At 62.0% G+C, this 16916-nt stretch carries 16 protein-coding genes and 1 pseudogene; 13 read left to right on the top strand and 4 right to left on the bottom strand.

Annotated features, from left to right (window positions below; genetic code table 11):
* Window positions 1-2: 2 nt before the first annotated feature.
* Window positions 3-482, top strand: a complete 480-nt coding sequence (locus JJB99_RS24005; RefSeq protein WP_200494762.1) for a hypothetical protein — start codon at window positions 3-5, stop codon at window positions 480-482.
* Window positions 483-689: 207 nt separating this feature from the next.
* Window positions 690-1900 (top strand): annotated as a pseudogene (locus tag JJB99_RS24000) (ABC transporter substrate-binding protein).
* A gap of 53 nt (window positions 1901-1953) precedes the next feature.
* On the opposite strand, the gene JJB99_RS23995 reads toward JJB99_RS24000, so the two are convergent.
* Window positions 1954-2856, bottom strand: coding sequence for a LysR family transcriptional regulator (locus JJB99_RS23995; RefSeq protein ID WP_200494761.1), 903 nt, complete (start codon window positions 2854-2856; stop codon window positions 1954-1956).
* 237 nt (window positions 2857-3093) lie between these two features.
* Between JJB99_RS23995 and JJB99_RS23990 the strand changes: the two genes are divergently transcribed.
* The 3 genes from JJB99_RS23990 (at window position 3094) to JJB99_RS23980 (ending at window position 6608) form a co-directional block, all read left to right on the top strand.
* Window positions 3094-4074 carry a phosphotransferase gene (locus JJB99_RS23990; RefSeq protein ID WP_200494760.1) on the top strand — a complete coding sequence of 327 codons (981 nt, stop codon included), beginning with the start codon at window positions 3094-3096 and terminating at the stop codon, window positions 4072-4074.
* Window positions 4075-4139: 65 nt separating this feature from the next.
* The gene (locus tag JJB99_RS23985) at window positions 4140-5435 is read left to right on the top strand and encodes an MFS transporter (protein ID WP_200494759.1); all 1296 of its coding nucleotides are present in this window, start codon (window positions 4140-4142) and stop codon (window positions 5433-5435) included.
* 168 nt (window positions 5436-5603) lie between these two features.
* Complete coding sequence (locus tag JJB99_RS23980) at window positions 5604-6608, top strand: DUF7064 domain-containing protein (protein WP_200494758.1); 1005 nt, start codon at window positions 5604-5606, stop codon at window positions 6606-6608.
* 52 nt (window positions 6609-6660) lie between these two features.
* On the opposite strand, the gene JJB99_RS23975 is transcribed toward JJB99_RS23980, so the two are convergent.
* A complete protein-coding gene (locus JJB99_RS23975; RefSeq protein WP_200494757.1) occupies window positions 6661-7527 on the bottom strand; it encodes a MaoC/PaaZ C-terminal domain-containing protein in 867 nt (288 codons plus the stop codon).
* 67 nt (window positions 7528-7594) lie between these two features.
* Complete coding sequence (locus tag JJB99_RS23970; RefSeq protein ID WP_200500456.1) at window positions 7595-7975, bottom strand: hypothetical protein; 381 nt, start codon at window positions 7973-7975, stop codon at window positions 7595-7597.
* Here JJB99_RS23970 and JJB99_RS23965 point away from each other — a divergent pair.
* Genes JJB99_RS23965 through JJB99_RS23945 form a run of 5 tightly spaced genes read left to right on the top strand, consistent with a single transcriptional unit; the run spans window position 7916 to window position 12407 of the window.
* Window positions 7916-8722 carry a branched-chain amino acid ABC transporter permease gene (locus JJB99_RS23965; protein ID WP_246775323.1) on the top strand — a complete coding sequence of 269 codons (807 nt, stop codon included), beginning with the start codon at window positions 7916-7918 and terminating at the stop codon, window positions 8720-8722. The genes JJB99_RS23970 and JJB99_RS23965 overlap by 60 nt on opposite strands.
* 41 nt (window positions 8723-8763) lie before the next feature.
* A complete protein-coding gene (locus JJB99_RS23960; RefSeq protein WP_200494755.1) occupies window positions 8764-9768 on the top strand; it encodes a branched-chain amino acid ABC transporter permease in 1005 nt (334 codons plus the stop codon).
* A gap of 1 nt (window position 9769) precedes the next feature.
* The gene (locus JJB99_RS23955) at window positions 9770-10468 is read left to right on the top strand and encodes an ABC transporter ATP-binding protein (RefSeq protein WP_200494754.1); all 699 of its coding nucleotides are present in this window, start codon (window positions 9770-9772) and stop codon (window positions 10466-10468) included.
* Window positions 10465-11160 carry an ABC transporter ATP-binding protein gene (locus tag JJB99_RS23950; RefSeq protein WP_200494753.1) on the top strand — a complete coding sequence of 232 codons (696 nt, stop codon included), beginning with the start codon at window positions 10465-10467 and terminating at the stop codon, window positions 11158-11160. The genes JJB99_RS23955 and JJB99_RS23950 overlap by 4 nt, the downstream gene beginning before the upstream one ends.
* Window positions 11161-11195: 35 nt before the next feature.
* On the top strand, window positions 11196-12407 hold the full coding sequence (locus JJB99_RS23945; protein WP_200494752.1) for an ABC transporter substrate-binding protein: 1212 nt from the start codon (window positions 11196-11198) through the stop codon (window positions 12405-12407).
* A 50-nt stretch (window positions 12408-12457) separates the two neighbouring features.
* Here the strand turns inward: JJB99_RS23945 and JJB99_RS23940 are convergent, their stop codons facing one another.
* Window positions 12458-13477, bottom strand: coding sequence for a zinc-binding dehydrogenase (locus JJB99_RS23940; protein WP_200494751.1), 1020 nt, complete (start codon window positions 13475-13477; stop codon window positions 12458-12460).
* Window positions 13478-13682: 205 nt separating this feature from the next.
* On the opposite strand from JJB99_RS23940, the gene JJB99_RS23935 reads away from it, so the two are divergent.
* From JJB99_RS23935 to JJB99_RS23925, 3 genes are read left to right on the top strand one after another with little or no spacing between them, the layout of a single operon-like run.
* Window positions 13683-15335, top strand: a complete 1653-nt coding sequence (locus tag JJB99_RS23935; RefSeq protein ID WP_200494750.1) for an AMP-binding protein — start codon at window positions 13683-13685, stop codon at window positions 15333-15335.
* Window positions 15332-16093, top strand: a complete 762-nt coding sequence (locus tag JJB99_RS23930) for an SDR family NAD(P)-dependent oxidoreductase (protein WP_200494749.1) — start codon at window positions 15332-15334, stop codon at window positions 16091-16093. The genes JJB99_RS23935 and JJB99_RS23930 overlap by 4 nt, the downstream gene beginning before the upstream one ends.
* Window positions 16094-16103: 10 nt before the next feature.
* Entirely contained in the window at window positions 16104-16898 is a 795-nt protein-coding gene (locus JJB99_RS23925) for an SDR family NAD(P)-dependent oxidoreductase (RefSeq protein WP_200494748.1), read from the top strand.
* Window positions 16899-16916: the final 18 nt, after the last annotated feature.

Here is a 16916-nt window from a genome sequence, read left to right as displayed (position 1 = left end):
ACATGACGAATTGCTATTCTTACCCCCAGTTCTGCTCGCTCGGCCCGTTGCCCCCGCGGACTCCCGCGCGCCCGGACGCCCAAGTGCCAAAGGATCGTAAACTCGGCGCGTGCGCGCATGGCAAGATCGGCGCGTTCTATTTTTATGCCAATGGGTCGGATGATGATCCGGCGTTCGGCTTCTGCGACATCGAGCTGTCGGTTCAGCACGTCGCCCGGCGCACCGTGCGGGTCGAACTATACTGCATTGCGGATGGCTATCAGAGCGCCCGTGGTGTTGGCGCCGATCACCCCCTGAAGATCGCGGTCCTCGCCAAGGAGCGGGTCCTCGGGATCGCACACTGGCATTTTGCCGATGTGATCTGCGGTCATGCTGATCCGATGCATTTCGCCGCCGACCTCGAGATCGAAGACGACATGTTTGGCTTGATCGATCGGCTTGAGCTCCAGAAGACCGGGGGCCGGTCGCGGCCATGCGAATGACGCCGATGACGCGATCGCCACGCGCAAGAGGAAACGCGGACGGCGGCCGCGACAAAAGAAACAGGTCATCCGACTTGTAAGTAAAAAATACCGTCTGTTAGCGTTCGCGCGCGCTGAAGGCCCTTACAAATGGGGCGCGCGACAGTGAAGAGAGATGCCGCCGGATGCCGCGCTGAAACGTGCGGGAAGGCTGCAACGGAGGAAGTCATGAGGACGGCGATGACGACGCTGGTCGCGGGCGTAGCGCTGCTGACAGCGGGGACTGCCTGCTCGGCTGACAAGAAGTACGGACCTGGTGTGACCAACACCGAGATCAAGCTTGGTCAAACCGTGGCGTATAGTGGTCCGGCTTCGGCCTTCGCGAGCTACGGTCGCACCATGATGGGCTACTTCGCGATGATCAACGAAGCAGGCGGCATCAATGGACGAACGATCAACTTGATTTCCCTCGACAACGCGTTCAGCCCGCCCAAGGCCATCGAGCAGAAGAGAAAGCTCGTGGAGGGTGACGAGGTCCTGACCGATGTCGGCACCGTGGGCACGACGCCTAACGTCGCAATCCAGAAATACCTCAACGGCGCGAAGGTGCCACACATCTTCATCTCCGCCGGCGGGCGCCGCTTCGCCGACAAGAAGAACTTCCCCTGGAGCGTGCCCATGTATCCGGGCCTCGAGATGGAGGGGCGGACGTTCGGCGAGTACATCATCAAGCACAAGCCCGATGCGAAAATTGGAGTGCTTTATCAGAACGACGACTACGGCAAGGACTTTCTGACGGGCCTAAAGGCCGGGCTCGGGGACAAGAACAAGCCGGTCGCGGAAGTCTCCTATGAGATCACGGAGCCCACGATCGATTCCCTCATCGTTCGCCTGAAGGACGCGGGCGCGGATGTCGTCCTTCATTTCTCGACTCCGAAATTCACGGCGCAGGGGCTGCGGAAGATCAAGGAGATCGACTGGGCGCCGCTTCAGTTCCTGGTGAGCCCGTCGAATTCCATCAAGGCGGTCATCGAAGCGGCGGGCTTCGAGAACGCGCAGGGCGTGGTCACGACGCAATTCACCAAGCAGGCCGGCGATCCGGCCTGGGAGAACGACCCCGAGGTGATCGAATATGTCGCCCTCATGAAGAAGTGGGCGCCGAACGACAACCCCCGCGATTTCATCGCGTTGTCGGGTTACGTGATCGCACAGGGCATCGCGCAGGCGCTCAAGCATGCGGCGACGACCTGACGCGCGAGAACCTTCTGAAGCAGGCAACTAGCATGAAAGGCCAGCGCTTCAAGATGATGCTGCCCGGCATCGCGCTGAGCACGACGCCGGACGACTATACGCCGTACGAATCCCTGCGGCTTGCGAAGTTCGAGGGAAAATCCTGGAAACTGCTGGACGGCACCGGAACGTCGGCGAGCGCGAAGTAGATCGATAGCGAGCCGGTGCGCGTGCCGGTCCGGACGGAGCGCCCTCCATTTCGCTAGTTGACCTCGCAGCCGGTCATCTCGCGCGCGATCGTCACGAAGCGGTCGACTACGAGATTGTGGGGTTCGCTCCGCCAGGCCAGGGAAAACGGAACGGTCAGCGTTGGCGGCGCGACGGGACGGGCTGCGACGCCGTTCGGAACGAGGCCCGCCAGGGACACCGGAATGAAACAGACCCCGGCCTCGGCGGCGACCAGCGTCAACATGGCGGAAACGCGCGTGAGCCGCGTGATGACGCTTGGCCGGATGTCCGCCTGAGCGAACGCGCGCATGATGCGTTCGCTGAACCGACTGCCTTCGTCCGGAAGGATGAGGTGCGCTTCCCGAAGCTGCTCGATCCGCACCGTGGCTTGCTCGAGCAGATGCGACGTCTCGGGAAAGCACACCAGGATGACCTCTTCGCCGATGGTCAGGTTGGATATCCGTGGATTCGCTTGAAGCGTCGGCACGAAGACGCAGTCCAGCGTTCCCTTCAGCAAGGCATTCTCCGAACCGTTCGATGACTGCTCGAGCAGGACGGTATCGGTGTCGGGATAGCACTTGCGGAAGTGTTGAATGATTCTCGGCATCGGCGAACTGATCGCCATCTCGGAATAGCCGATGCGAAGCGTCGGCCTGGCACTGCCTGCCGCATCGCGGGTCCGTTCGACCAGCGTTTGCACCCGATCGACCAGACCGAGCGCCTCGGTTCGCAACATCTCTCCGGCCGCGGTGAGGCGAACGCTATGACGATTGCGATCGACGAGGTGAACGCCGAGCACGTCTTCCAGACGCTGGAGCTGCGTCGTCATCGATGACTGGGAAATATTGGCTTTCCTTGCAGCGCGGCTGAAATTCAGCTCGGCGGCAAGCTGCAGGAACAATTGTAGCTGACGCAGTTCGATCGGCGACTTCAGCACCTACCAAACCTCTTATTGGTCTAGCCGATAACCGTAACATCCAAGATTCGATCACGTCAACAACAGCAGCTGTGCTATCGCGCAGCGAAGAGCGAATTGCTCATTGAAGACAAAGGCCTATTGGGAGGAACCATGGCTTGTTCTTTTCCTGCGTCGCCAGACGCAGTGAACGCTGCTTGGCTAACTGACGTTTTGCGGAGCAGAAAAGTTCTGTCAAACGGCCAGGCGGTTGCGAAAGTGGAAGTCCGTCCCGTTGGCGCGGGGTTCGGTCAGACCGGCGACTCCGTACGATTGAAGCTGGAATATGCGAGCGGTGATGCGGCGCACCATGCGCCCGCGAGCCTGTTCGCAAAATTCGCGACGACGGACCCGACGCGCCGGGCGGCATCGAAGACCATCGGGCTTTATCAGCGGGAGATCAACTTCTACAACGTGCTCGTGAAGTCGGTACGGGTGAGGGCGCCGACTTGCCATTTCGCCGACATCAGCGCGGATGGAGAGTTCTTCGCGCTGATCCTCGAGGATTTTCCGGATCACCGCGCCGGCGACGAAACGGTCGGGCTCAAGCTTCAGGAAGCTGAGCTGGCGGTCGATCTGATGGCGCAGCTTCACGGTCCCTACTGGGGGAAGATGAAGCAGGTCGAACTTGCTCCGCTGCAGATGCCACCTCGGGCCAAATTCGAAGCCGCTTGGCAAGAGATGGAGAGCCGCTTTGGCGATCACGTGCCGGACAAGGTCCGTCGCGTGAGAGAGGCCTATCTCGACGCTATCGGTCCCCTGCAGAAGTGGCTCTTCGCGCAGCCGGCGACCCTGGGCCACGGCGACCTGCGGCTTGACAACCTGCTTTTCGGGCCGGATGAGCGTGACCCGATCGTTGCGGTCGATTGGCAGGCTGTGCGTCCCTCCAAAGGGATCCGCGATTTTTCTTATCTGGTGAGCCATAGCATGGACGTCGATGCACGTCGGGCTCACGAAGGTGATCTGATCCGTCGCTACACCGAACAGGTCTCACAGTTCGGAATCCCATACTCGGTGGCCGAGGCGACGGAGGATTACCGGCGCGCCATGCTCTTCGATTTCTGCACGGTCATCTACATCGTGGGGATCAACATCAATACCCATGAAAGGGCGGTCCGGCGGAAGAATGCGCTGATGAAGCGGTCGATCACGGCGATGCTCGACTGGGATGTCTTCGGGCTGCTGCCGGAGTTTCGGTAAGGTCCGGGTGATGGCGGCGTTTCGCCGGATGCATGAACAAATCAACAAGAGGAAGGATCGGGGGGATGACTACGATAACGACTGTCTATACGACCGAAGATGCCGGCCAGCTCTACACCAAGATCGCCTGGCGCATCATTCCGATCCTGATTCTGATCTTCTTCTTCGCCAATCTCGACCGAGCGAACGTCGGCTTCGCGGCGTTGCAGATGAAGCAGGAACTCGGATTCAGCAACGCAGCCTACGGCTTCGGGGCCGGGATATTCTTCCTTGGCTATTTCATCTTCGAAATTCCCAGCAACATCGCCCTGGAGAAGGTCGGCGCACCGATCTGGTTTACGCGGATCGTGCTGACCTGGGGCATCGCCACCTCGGCGCTGGCCTTCGTACACGACGCCACGCTTTTCTACGTCTTGAGATTCGTGATCGGAGCCGCGGAAGCCGGAGCCGCACCGGGCGTGATGTTGTTTCTGTCGCAGTGGGTTCCGGACAGTCAGCGGGGGCGCTTCAACGCGCTGTTCTGGGTCTCCGCCCCCATTGCGTTCGTCGTGTCCGGCCCGTTGTCCGGGTTCATTCTGACGCAGCTGAATGGGACGCTGGGCTATTCCGGCTGGCGCTGGCTGTTCCTGGTCGAAGGATTGCTGACCATCGCGGTCGCTCCGCTGATCCTGCTCGGCCTGTCGAACAGGATCCAGGACGCCCCTTGGCTGACCGCGAGCGAGAAGAAGGCGGCTCAGGACGCGGTCTCGCACGTCGCGGAAGGCGCCGACGCGCATACGTACAAGGACGCGCTGCGCAAGCCTGAGACGCTGTTGTGTTGCGGCGCCTATTTCCTGCTTTTGATCGGCTATTACGGGATCGCCTTCTGGCTTCCCCAGATCATCAAGCAGTCGGGCATCTCCGATACATGGACGATTGGCTGGGTGTCTTCGCTGCCGTGGCTGGCGGCCGGAATCGCGGTTCTCTTTGTCGGTCCGTTCTCGGATTCGCCCGGTCGGCGAAAAGCTGTCCGGATCGCGTCGGTTTCGATCACGGCGATTGGCTTCTGGATAAGCGCGTATTTCAGCGCCAGCGTAGGTCTCGCGTTGCTAGGGCTGACGTTGGCTGCTGTAGGCATTCTCGCGACATCGACAGTGTTTTGGGCGATCCTTGCGCGGATCTACGCTGGAAGCGCCGCAGCGATCGGCTTTGCGACGATCAACTCGCTGGGAAATCTGGGCGGCTTCGTTAGCCCGTACATGCTCGGCGTGGTCACGGACTTCACCGGGGCCACCGTGCTTGGGATGTATTTGATCGCGACGTCCATCGTCTTGTCCGGCGTGGCCATGTCGGTGGCCTTCAGGAAGATGCCGTCCGCCTGACGTCCTGATCGGCGGCCGACCGGTCCGCCGGACAGGCAACAATCGGGAGGAGGGGTAGCCGGGTTTGCTTCAGCCCGGAGACGGAAATCGATGCGGGGAGCGCGTTCACGCGGCATGCCGCGCTCCTTGCTCAGGGGGCGCGAGAGTCGAAAGCTAGGGAAAGACAACATGATTACTGCTCAAGATCTGGAATACCACCACACCGACAAGGATGATTATACCTGGGCCGAAACCTATTATTTGCCGGTCTCCATCCCGGAGGAGCGCATCTTCGGTCACGTCTATGTCTGTGTCCGGCCGGTTCTTGGCTGCATGCAGAACGACGTCCGCTTCATCGGCTCGGTGAGCGAAACGGAATTCGAGGCGCTCTATGTCGACACGCGCTTCCACCTTCCGGCGCCTGCGCGGTTCTCGCACCTTCACGGACCGAATGGATTGAGCGTCAAGGCAGTCAAGCCGCCCCGCGACTATCTGATCGAGTATCGCGGGCGGGACGGCGTCGAGCTGGAGATGAAGATCGTGGGCATCATGGACCCATTCGACATCCACGATCCCCGGCAGAACCCGCTCGCCGGTGCCACCGAGGAGGAGCGCCTGGCGCGGACCTCGATGGGTAGCGGCTACAAGGGACATTTCGACATGCACGGCCGCTTTACCGGCCGGCTCAGGCTCCGTGGCAAGGACCACAAGATCGACATCGTCGATCGGATGAACCATAGCTGGGGACCGCGTCCCGAGCTGGAAATTCCGCCGATGAATTCGCTGTGGGCGCAATTCGGCGAGGAACTCGGCTTCCGCTTCCACATGCACCTCGATCCCGAGAAGGCCACCGGTGTGGACCAGCGGTTCGCCCACGGCTATTTGCTCGACAAGGGAGAGGTCATGGCGATCATGAACGTCGAGATGACGACCTCCAGGCTGGGTGTGACGCCGATCGTCATTGACGCGCTGGTGACCGACCAGCGCGGCCGCAAGCATCAGCTCCGCGGTGTGCCGCTGGCTGGCGCGCCCTGGCGGGCGTATGGAAATGCCATCTGCTGGTATGGGCTGATGCGATGGGAGCTCGACGGGCGCATTGGACACGGTTCAGCGCAGGAGAACCATTCTCTTGCCGTGGAGGCGCGGCTGCGCGGTCGCCGGTGGACCGACAGGATACCGGCCATCACGAGCTAGACCCAGCGGGGGCCATACTTGGCCCATACCTGGCCAACACCTGGAAGGCTCGTCACACATCAGAGATCTCACAGTGACCGCGGTCGAGCACAAGGATTTGCCGCTCGATCGCCCAAGCGCGAAAGCGTATCCCCTCGGGTCTCGTGAACAGCTCAACCCGAATGGTGTCGCCCGGGAATGCCGGCGACACGAAACGCACGGCCATCGTTCGGAGACGGTGAGGCTCGCGCGGCAGGACTAGCTTGAGGATCGCGCGGCAGGCGATGCCAAGCGTGTTGAGGCCGTGGGCGATGGGACGGTCAAAGCCCGCGCTGCGCGCGAGCTTGGGATCGGCGTGAATCGGCATGTAGTCGTGGCTGGCCAGCCGGTATAGAAGGGCCGCCTGTCCCGACGTGGAATATTCGATCCAGCGATCAGGGCAGTCCTGAGAGGGAATTGCTGATAAGGGGGCCGGCGGGTCCCCAAAATCCCCGCAGCCGCCGTCGTCTCGCAAGAAATTTGCGGCCCTCATGCTCGCCAAGGCTGTTCCGGTCGCCGTGTCCTCGATCTCCGTCTCGAAATGTAGCACCGCGCCGCGGCCGGGACCCTTGTCGGCCACTGCTCTTACTCGATGAGAGGCCCTTATCGTTGCGCTAACGGACAGTGGGCGGTGGAGCTGAAACAGTTGCTCGCCGTGAAGGACGCGGGGCCAGCTGATCTCCATAGCTGGTTCGGCTATCCAGAGGGGCGGCCAACCGAGAATGACGCACATGCTCGGCACGGCCCGTTGTTCGCGGCCTTCGTAGACGTAGGGTAGCTCCTCCTCATCCGTTGGGTCCTTTCCCATTCCCAGGCTCAGCGCATAGAGCGCGGCGGACCGCCAGTCATAGGCTTGGCAGAGCGGCGGGAATTGGCGCGCGATAACATTCTCGAGGTTCATCTTGTCGTCCTCTGGAAGGCCGGTGCAAGCCCGCCGGATATTGGTTTATATGCGTACCGGTTTGCATTCATCGGTCTGTGTTGTGCTGCGATAGATCGTCAATGCATTGCAAAAACGGCAGATAATGCAACAAAACATCGTTTGCGTGGAACGCCAAGATATAATAAAGAAGTGTACCAGTTTTGGGGTGACGCCTTAAACTGACGTATATAACGACGGTGCCGGTCCGGTTCGACATGGCGCAAAGGGAGGCCAAATTGCGAGAGGAAAAGCGCGCGCCTTCGGCGCGGGCAGCGTGCATGCGCGAAGGTGTCGCCCAGCGTCCTGAGGCTTCGCTTTGATCGCGCTTCTCATCGCCAATTCCTTGGCGCTCGCCTCTCTCCTGATCATGCTCGCCAGCGGTCTGGCATTGATCTACGGATTGCGCGACGTCATCAATTTCGGACATGGGGCGCTTTATATGTTGGGCGCGTACCTTGGCTACACTGTCGCCAAGGTGACGGGGTTCTGGCTCGCGCTGCTGATCGTTCCGATCCTGCTGGCCCTCGTCGGGGTCGTTTTCGAACTCCTGGTGCTGCGACCGCTGAAGAGTCGTTCGCACATCGAAGTCGCGCTGGTGACGCTCGGTCTTGGCATCATTCTCGGCCAGATCATCATCTTCATCTATGGCGGCGAGGCACGCAGCATCGAGGCGCCGGCAATCCTGTCGGGATCGGTGACCGTGCTGGGCCTCTCCTATCCTGTGTATCGCCTGTTCCTGATCCTGATGGGGCTGGGGTCCTGCGTGTCGCTGGCAATCTGGCTGAGGTTCACTTCATCGGGCCTGTTCGTTCGGGCCGTCAGCCAGGATCCGAGCGTTGCCCGCATGATGGGGATCAATTCTGATCAGCTGAGCTTGCTTGTCACCAGCCTGAGTGCAGCCTTCGCAGGCATCGCCGGCGTGCTGGCCGGTCCCTATCTGTCGATCGATCCGGGTATGGACGTCGTCATGATCGTCGATTGCCTTATCATCGTGGTGATCGGCGGCACGGGGAGCATCGCGGGAGCGATCATTGCCGCTCTTCTGTTCGGCTTCGTCCAGGTTGCGGGATCGGTGTTCCTGCCGAATGTGGCAGCGCTGGTCCCTTATGTGCTGCTCATGGTCGTGCTGCTGATCGCGCCCGGAGGGATCGGTCGGGGAAGGGTGCTGAGTTGACCAGCGGAACCCCCGTTCAGAAGAATCTGCGTGAGGTCACGATGTCTGGACGCACGAGTACGTCCTTTCGTGTCCCGGCTGCAATCGTCGCAGGCGCGATCCTGTTCGGCCTAGGTGGCGTGCTGCCGGGATACCTGGCGAGCGATTTCACGCTCAAGCTGGCCAATGAAGGCATGCTTCTGGGCCTGCTCGCATTAAGCGTCGCCTTCCTGATGAGCGAAGCCGGCCTGGTGGCGCTCGGCGCGGCGAGCATCTACGGCGGCAGCGGATACCTGTTCGCGATCGCGATGAACGACTGGGCCATGAGCCCGACCGCTGCGATCGTGTTCGCCTTTCTCGCCATCATCGCATATTCCGGCGTGCTGGGCGCGCTGATCGTTCGCACCAATCCGCTCGCGTTCATGATGCTGACGCTGGCTGCGGGAGAAATGATCAGCCATGTCGTGATGCTGGAGGCCGTGCACGACTATACCGGCGGCGCCGATGGCCTAGTCGTCAGCTTCAAGGGGACGATCCTGGGGATGCAGGCGGCCGACTTCGCCAGTCCGCAGCATTTCTGGCCGATCGGCTGGACCGCAGTGTGGTTGATCGGCGTGACGCTCTGGAGCGTCTCGCGGTCGAAGCTCGGTGCGACGCTGCGCGCGGTCCGCCAGAACGAAGAACGCATGCGCTTCTCCGGGTTCGGCACCTATGTCCCGAGAGTCGTCGCCTACGTCCTGGTCAACGCTGTCGCTGCGGTTTCCGGCCTGCTCCACGTGCTGAACACCGGCTTCGTGTCGCCGGAAAGCCTTGGCCTCGGGGTGAGCACGAATGCTCTGGTCGCGGCGCTCATGGGCGGTACCGCCGGATCGATCGGGCCTTTGGCCGGCGGACTGATCTTCGCGTTTGCGCAGGACGAGTTCGGAGCGCGGGGCGCGACGCAATTGCTGACCGGCGTGGCGATCGTGCTCTTCATCGTCGTGTTTCCGCGCGGCGTCGTGGGCGGCCTCGTTGCGACCGTGCGACGCATCGTGCCGGGTGTCGATCGGAAGCAAGGGAAGTCCTGAGATGCTGAAGATCGAGGGCCTATCGGTCAACTATGGTTCGCTTCGGGCGCTTGCGGACGTCGATCTCGACGTGCACGACCAGGGCGTCCTGCACGGCATCATCGGTCCGAATGGGGCGGGCAAGTCCACCTTGCTCGACGCGGTCTGCGGCCGCCGCTATCCAACCGCCGGCTCGGTTCGCTACCGGGGAGAGGACATCACAAGGCGATCGGTAGCCTGGCGGCGACGCAATGGCATGTCACGGTCGTTCCAGCGCACGAGCATCTTTCCCGACCTGACCGTCCGCGAGCAGCTCGAGCTGGTCGCAGCGCATCTCGTCGACGATCGCCTGGACGACATCATCCGCCTCATGGATCTGGCGTCCTATCTCGATCAGCAGGCCGGGCGGATCGCATACGGCGTGCAGCGCAGGGTCGATGTCGCCCTCGCGCTGCTCGGTCGGCCCAACATCCTTCTTATGGACGAGCCGGGAGCCGGTTTGTCGGCCGTCGAAACCTTGCGCCTGTTCGAACATCTTCGCGAGCTCGTCAGCGATCAGAAGATTGTCGCCGTGGTCGTCGAGCATGATGTCGAGGCCGTGTTTGCCTGCTGCGGCATGGTCACGGTGCTCGACCTCGGACGGCATTTGGCGACCGGGACGCCCGCCGAGATCCGCAAGGACAGCCGCGTGATCGCTGCGTATCTGGGGAGCGCGGCATGAGCCTGCTCCGGATCGAAGCGCTGTTCGCGGGCTATGGTGCATCGACGGTGCTGCACGGTGCCGACTTGACGATCGAATCCGGAGAGTCGGTTGCGGTCGTCGGCCGCAACGGAGCCGGAAAGTCCACTCTGCTGCTCTCGCTGTTTCGGGAAACGAACATCACCGGCGGCGCGATCTGGGTCGGCGACACCCGGATCGAGCGGATGCCGGGATATGCGGCGGCCAAACAGGGCATCTCGATCGCGCCCCAGGGACGCCGGCTCCTGCCAAATTTGACGGTCAGGGAAAACCTGCTTCTGGGCAAGGCCACCGGACGGACCGGGCCATGGGACCTGCGCAGCATCTTCAAGCTGTTTCCGGTTCTGGAGGAACGGGCTGGCCAGATGGGAACGATGCTCAGCGGCGGTCAGCAGCAGATGCTGGCGATCGGCCGCGCATTGATGGCTAACCCGAATCTGCTTCTGCTCGATGAGCCCTCGGAGGGACTTTCACCGGTCCTGGTCGACGGCTTGGTCGAGACCTTGATCGACATCCGCAAGGCCGGGACGGGCGTTCTCGTCGTCGAGCAGCATTTGAGCCTCGTGAAACGGGCAACCGAGCGCTTCGTGATCCTCTCCAAGGGAGAGGTTGTCGGGACGGGACCGATCGGACTGATCGGCGCCGCTGAAAACCAGGCGCTTATGGCCTTGTAAGGCGAGCAATCAATCATCAGAAGAGGAGGGGAAATATGAGAAGTTTCGGTCAATCTGTCCTGCGATCGCTCCAACTGGCGACCCTCGGTGCCACCTTCAGTCTCGTCGCTGGGGCGGTATCGGCGCAAGAGTCCGTCAAGGTCGGCGTCCTCTTGATCGACAGCGGTCCACTGGCAGGTCTGAAGGAAAGCCAGACCAACGCCGTCAACCTCGCGATCGAGCATGTCAACGCGGCGGGCGGCGTCATGGGAAAGAAGCTCGAGGCTGATTTCATCACCTATCCCGGCACGCCCGATACGGCCATCGATGGCGCGACGAGAGCGATCCAGAAGAACGGGGCCGTCTTCATCACCGGCATGGATACCTCGGCCGTTTCGCCGGCGCTCGCCGCCAAGCTGCCGGCGCTGAAGGCATTGATGCTGGAGGTGTACGCTCAGGCGGACGGACTCACGGGAAAGGGATGCTCGACCAACCTGTTCCGCGTCAATGTCAACGACTCCATCATCATGGGGGCGGTCAAGGACTTCCTAAAGACGCAAGGCATCAAGAAGTGGGACATTCTCGCGCTTGACTACGCAGCCGGACGCGACGCCGCGGACAAGTTCAAGACGCTGGTCGCCGGCCTCGGCGGTTCGGTCGGGAAAGTTCTGTTCACGCCGTCCGGAACGGCCGATTTCGGCGCGAAGATCTCCGAGTTGGGCAATGATCCGGCGGAAGGGCTCTTCGTCACGATCTTCGGAAGCGATGCGATCAACCTTGCGAAGCAGCAGCAACAGTTCGGCCTGTTCAAGAAGTACAAGATGGTGCTCGGCAACTCGTTCGTGATCCCGCAGGTGCTTCCGGCGATGGGTGAAACCGTGCTGGGCGTCTATCAGCCTCTCGGCTTCGTGCCGGGCTTTCCGGGCGCGAACGCGGAAGCGTTCGTCAAGGCCTGGAAGGAGAAGTACAACGGCCAGTTGCCTCCCTATACCGCAGCCGACCAATACGCGGCGATCGAGTTGATGGCTGCCGCCCTCAATAAGGCGAAGTCGACCGATGTCAATGCCTTGCGATCCACGCTCGAAGGTCTGAAGGCCACGACGGTCCTGGGCGATGTCGAGATCCGGGCAGGGGACCATCAAACCATACGTCCGATGGCCATCAATCAGATCGTCACCGGCTCTGATGGCAAGCCCACCTATGAGATCAAGAAGATCGAGGCGGGCGCCGATATCATCCCGGCGGTCGATCCTGCCTGCAAGATGTGACCAGCGACGGAAAGCCCGCGGTGTGCAGCCGCGGGCTTTCATCAACGGCTTCAAGTCTGGAGCGAGATCTTTCCAAACTGAGAGCCGGCCGCAAGGCGATCGCAGGCGGAGCGAATGTCTGCCATCTTGAAGGTCTCATCGGTGACAGGCTTGATCAGCCCCCGGTTGAAGACGTCAAGCAACTGACGAAACTCGCCGGCGCTGCCGCCCGTCGAGCCGTACACCTCGAGCTGGCGAATGAACAGGCGCTGCAGGTCCGCGGACGGATTTGAGCCGCTGGTCGCCCCGCAAGTGACGATCCTGCCGCCCCTGCGAAGGGACTTCAGAGACTCACCCCAGCTCGACTGCCCGACGGAGTCGATCACCATGTCGACGCCGCCGCCGCTGAGTTCCAGAATGCAGCTGGAAACCGGGTCTCTGGTGTAGTTGACCCCGCCCGAGGCTCCCAAAGACATCGCGCGCGCGATTTTCGCATCGCTCGACGACGTGACGTAGACGCGAGCCCCCACCAGCCGGGCAAGTTGAAGGCAGGCGACCGCGACCCCTCCGCCGATGCCGACGATGAGAACGCTTTCGCCGGGCTGAAGCGCGCGCTTGCCGAAGATCATTCGCCATGCCGTCAGGTGCCCGACCATCAGCGACCCGGCCGAGGCCAGGTCCGCTTCGTCCGGCAATTCAAAAAAGCACCTGTTGGGCATGGCCACGTATTCGGCGAAGCCGCCGTGGCGATGCTCTCCCATCAATCGCGCGCTGACGCAGAGCGGCTGGTCGCCGGTCTCGCAATAGCGGCATTTGCCGCAGAATGCGACGGAGTACAGGATCGCTTTTGCGCCTTTGCGCAATCCGCTGTCGGGCTCCGTCTCGACGATTTCGCCCGCGGCCTCGACGCCCAGGACCTGCGGGAGCGTATGCGTAATGCCAGCGCCATTGTCGCGCATGTAAAGATCCACGCGGTTGAGCGACGACGCCGCAATCTTCAGGATCGACTCGCCCGGTTTCGGAGCGGGGTCGGGAAACTCGCGCCAGCTCAGGCCATCCGCGCCGCGTCGCTCTAGAACTGCTGCCTTCATTTGCGTCTTCCCTGTCCGGCTTTCGAAATCTTCTTCGCATTAGGATGCTAGTGTACCAGAAATGAAAGCACGAAAGTGACCGCGCCGCCACTGCAAGCACGCTGCACGGAATAATCGCACTTGCGGGCCAAAGAAAAAATAGTAAACTAGCACATCAAATAAACCCGTAGTCGCGGGGGCCTCGGTTTGGCTAAGGGAGGACAGCATGGGGTTCGATGCAGCGAAGCACGCGCAGTCGATGCGATCGCAGGGCTTCTGGATTGACAAGAGTTTCGACGAGTTTCTCCAGGCCAGCGTAATCTCGACGCCGAACAAGCTTGCGCTGCTGGCTTACCGGACGGATCGTCCCAATGCGCCGGTCCGGCTGTCTTATCGGGAGTTGGCGGACCGGATCGCGCGCGCGGCGGCTTCGCTGAAGCGGCTGGGGATTGGGCGGGGCGACGTGGTCTCCGTGCAGTTGCCGAACTGGTGGGAGTTTGCCGTCGTCGCGCTGGCTGCATTTCGGGTCGGCGCGGTCGTGAACCCACTGATGCCGATCTTTCGCGAGCATGAGCTCAACTACATGCTCGGATTTGCCGAGACAAAGCTGCTGGTAGTCCCCAAGTCGTTCAGGGGCTTCGATCATGAGGAAATGGCGGAGGCCCTGAAGGCGGCCCAGCCGAAGCTCGAGCATGTGCTCGTCGTCGACGGAATGGGGATCAACAGCTTTCATCAAGGGCTGCTTGCAACGGATGACCGTCTCGAGCCGCCGCCTGCTGGTGACGTCGGCGCGCTTCCGCCGGACCAGATGGCGGTCCTGATGTTCACGTCGGGAACGACTGGGTCTCCCAAGGGCGTGATGCATTGCTTGAATACGCTTCTGGCTTGCAACGTCGCCCTCGCCGGACGATTTGGGCTCGGCAGCGACGATACGATGCTGGTGTGCTCGCCGCTCGGGCACATGACGGGCTTCGCGGCGGGGATGTTGCTGGGTCTGAAGATCGGTGCGTCCGTGATCTTCCAGGACATCTGGGATCCGTCGCGTGGTGTGTCGATCATGTCGGAGAACGGCGTCACCTATTCGGCAGGCGCCGCGACGTTCCTGGCTGACATGTGCGAGGCCGTCGGAGCAGGGGCGCCGAAGCCGGAGAAGCTGCGCAAATTCCTCTGTGCCGGCGCGCCCATTCCTCCTGCCTTGATCGATCGCGTCTACCGTGAGCTCAACCTGAAGGTCTGTTCGCTGTGGGGTATGACGGAGTCGCTGTCGAGCACGCTGACCGAGCCCGAGCGTGCACTCGAGAAATCCTCCAAGACCGATGGTCGTCCCCTGGATGGTGTCGAAGTCAAGGTCTTGAGGCTGGACGGCTCTCCAGCGTCTGTTGGAGAGACGGGACAGCTCAAGGTGCGCGGCGCCCAGATGTGCCTTGGCTATTACAAGCGCGAGGACCTCGATCCTTTCGATGCGGAAGGCTGGTTCGACACCGGTGATCTGGCCTTCATGGATGAGGAAGGCTACATCCGCATCAACGGCCGCAGCAAGGATATCATCATCCGTGGCGGCGAGAACGTGCCGGTTCTCGAAATCGAGAACCTCCTGTTCAAACATCCGTCCGTGCTGTCGGCCTCGATCGTCGGATATCCGGACGAGCGGCTGGGTGAAAAGGCCTGCGCGTTCGTGGTCCTGCGGCCAGGACAGACTCTCGATCTTCCGGGTCTTCAGTCGTACATGGCTGGAAACAAGGTCGCGAAACAATACTGGCCCGAACGCATCATTTTCGTCGACGACCTGCCGCGGACGCCCGCCGGCAAGGTTCAGAAGTTCCTGCTGAAGGAAAAAGCCAAGGAGTTCGTGGACGACGCTCAGAAGGCGAGCGCATGAGCGGGCGCTTCTCGGGCCGCGTCTGCGTCGTGACCGGGGCGGCGCGGGGAATCGGGTTGGCCATTGCCGAGCGCTTCGGGAGCGAGGGAGCGCGCCTCGCCTGCCTCGATGTCAGCGCGCACAGGCTGGGGCCCGCGGTCGAGGAGCTGCGGGCCAAGGGCTTAGAAGCCCGGGCCTACGGCGCCGACGTCGGAAAGCGCGACGAGGTTCATGCCGCGTTCGAGGCGATCCAGCGCGATTTCGCATCGCCGATTGCGTCGCTGGTCAACAACGCTGTGTTTGCCAGGTTTCAGCCGCTTGATCAGATCGATGCCGAGACGGCCGGGAAGATGATCGGGGTCGGCCTGCTTGGCCTGATCTGGACCACCCAAGCGGCTGTTCCGCAGATGTTGCAGCGAGGCGGAGGATCGATCGTCAATCTGAGCTCGATCGCAGCCGAGCATCCGACCAAGGATGCGATCGCCTATGCCGCCGTGAAGGCCGGCGTGGTCGGGCTGACGCGAGCTTCGGCCATCGAGTTCTGCGCGCAGAACATCCGCGTCAATGCGATCGCGCCGGGAATGATCGGTACGCCTGCCTCGATCGCTCAATACGACGACCAGACGATCGCCAAGAGGCGTGGCGAGATGCCCATGGGCCGCTTCGGCGAGCCGGAGGAGATCGCGGCGCTCGCCGCTTTTCTCGCCAGCGACGAGGCGAGTTACGTCCAGGGAGCGTCAGTCACGGCCGACGGCGGGTGGACTGTTCCCAGCAGATAGGAGCGCTACGATGAAGCGGCTGGAAGGCAAGCGTGCGGTGATCACCGGGGGCGGCAGCGGTATCGGACGCGCCAGCGCCATTCGTTTCGCGCACGAGGGCGCCTCGGTGCTGGTCGTCGGGCGTGCCGGCAATGCGGGAGAGACCGCGGCCTTCATCAATGCAAATGGCGGAAAGGCAGCGGCGATGATCGCGGACGCCTCGGTCGAGGCGAACGTCGAGGCCATCGTGTCGCGTTGCGTTTCCGATCTCGGCGGACTTGAGGTCTTCTTCGCTAATATCGGCGTGACCGGAACGAACACGCCGCTACTCGAGCAGACCACGGAAGAATGGAGCGAAGTCTACCGGATCAACGCCATCAGCTGTTTCCTGGCGGTCAAGTACGCGGGCAGGCATATGGTGGCGCAAGGCTATGGATCGATCATCCTGACGTCGTCGGCGGCCTCTCTGCGCGCAAATGCCGGCGCGATCTCCTACAGCGCCAGCAAGGCGGCCGTGAACAATCTTGCGCAAACGGCTGCCAACGCCTTTGCCGGAACCGGCGTGCGCGTGAATGCCGTGCTGCCGGGACTCGTGGAGACCAAACTGACCAGCAAGGTCTTCGAAGACGCGCGGTCGCGCGGCATTGAGGGCAAGCTCGGCCACGTCACGCCGCTGAAGCGTCCGGGGCGCGCGGAAGAGATCGCGGCCGCTGCCGCGTTCCTGGCGAGCGACGATTCATCCTATGTCGACGGCCAATTGCTGTCGGTCGACGGCGGCGTCAGCAGTACGCATCCATACGGGCGGATCGCACTCCCGAATAAATAACACATAGGAAGGAAGCAC

This window comes from Bradyrhizobium diazoefficiens (assembly GCF_016616235.1).
Classification (GTDB): Bacteria; Pseudomonadota; Alphaproteobacteria; order Rhizobiales; family Xanthobacteraceae; genus Bradyrhizobium; species Bradyrhizobium diazoefficiens_H.
This window is presented reverse-complemented; position numbering and strand designations above follow the sequence as displayed.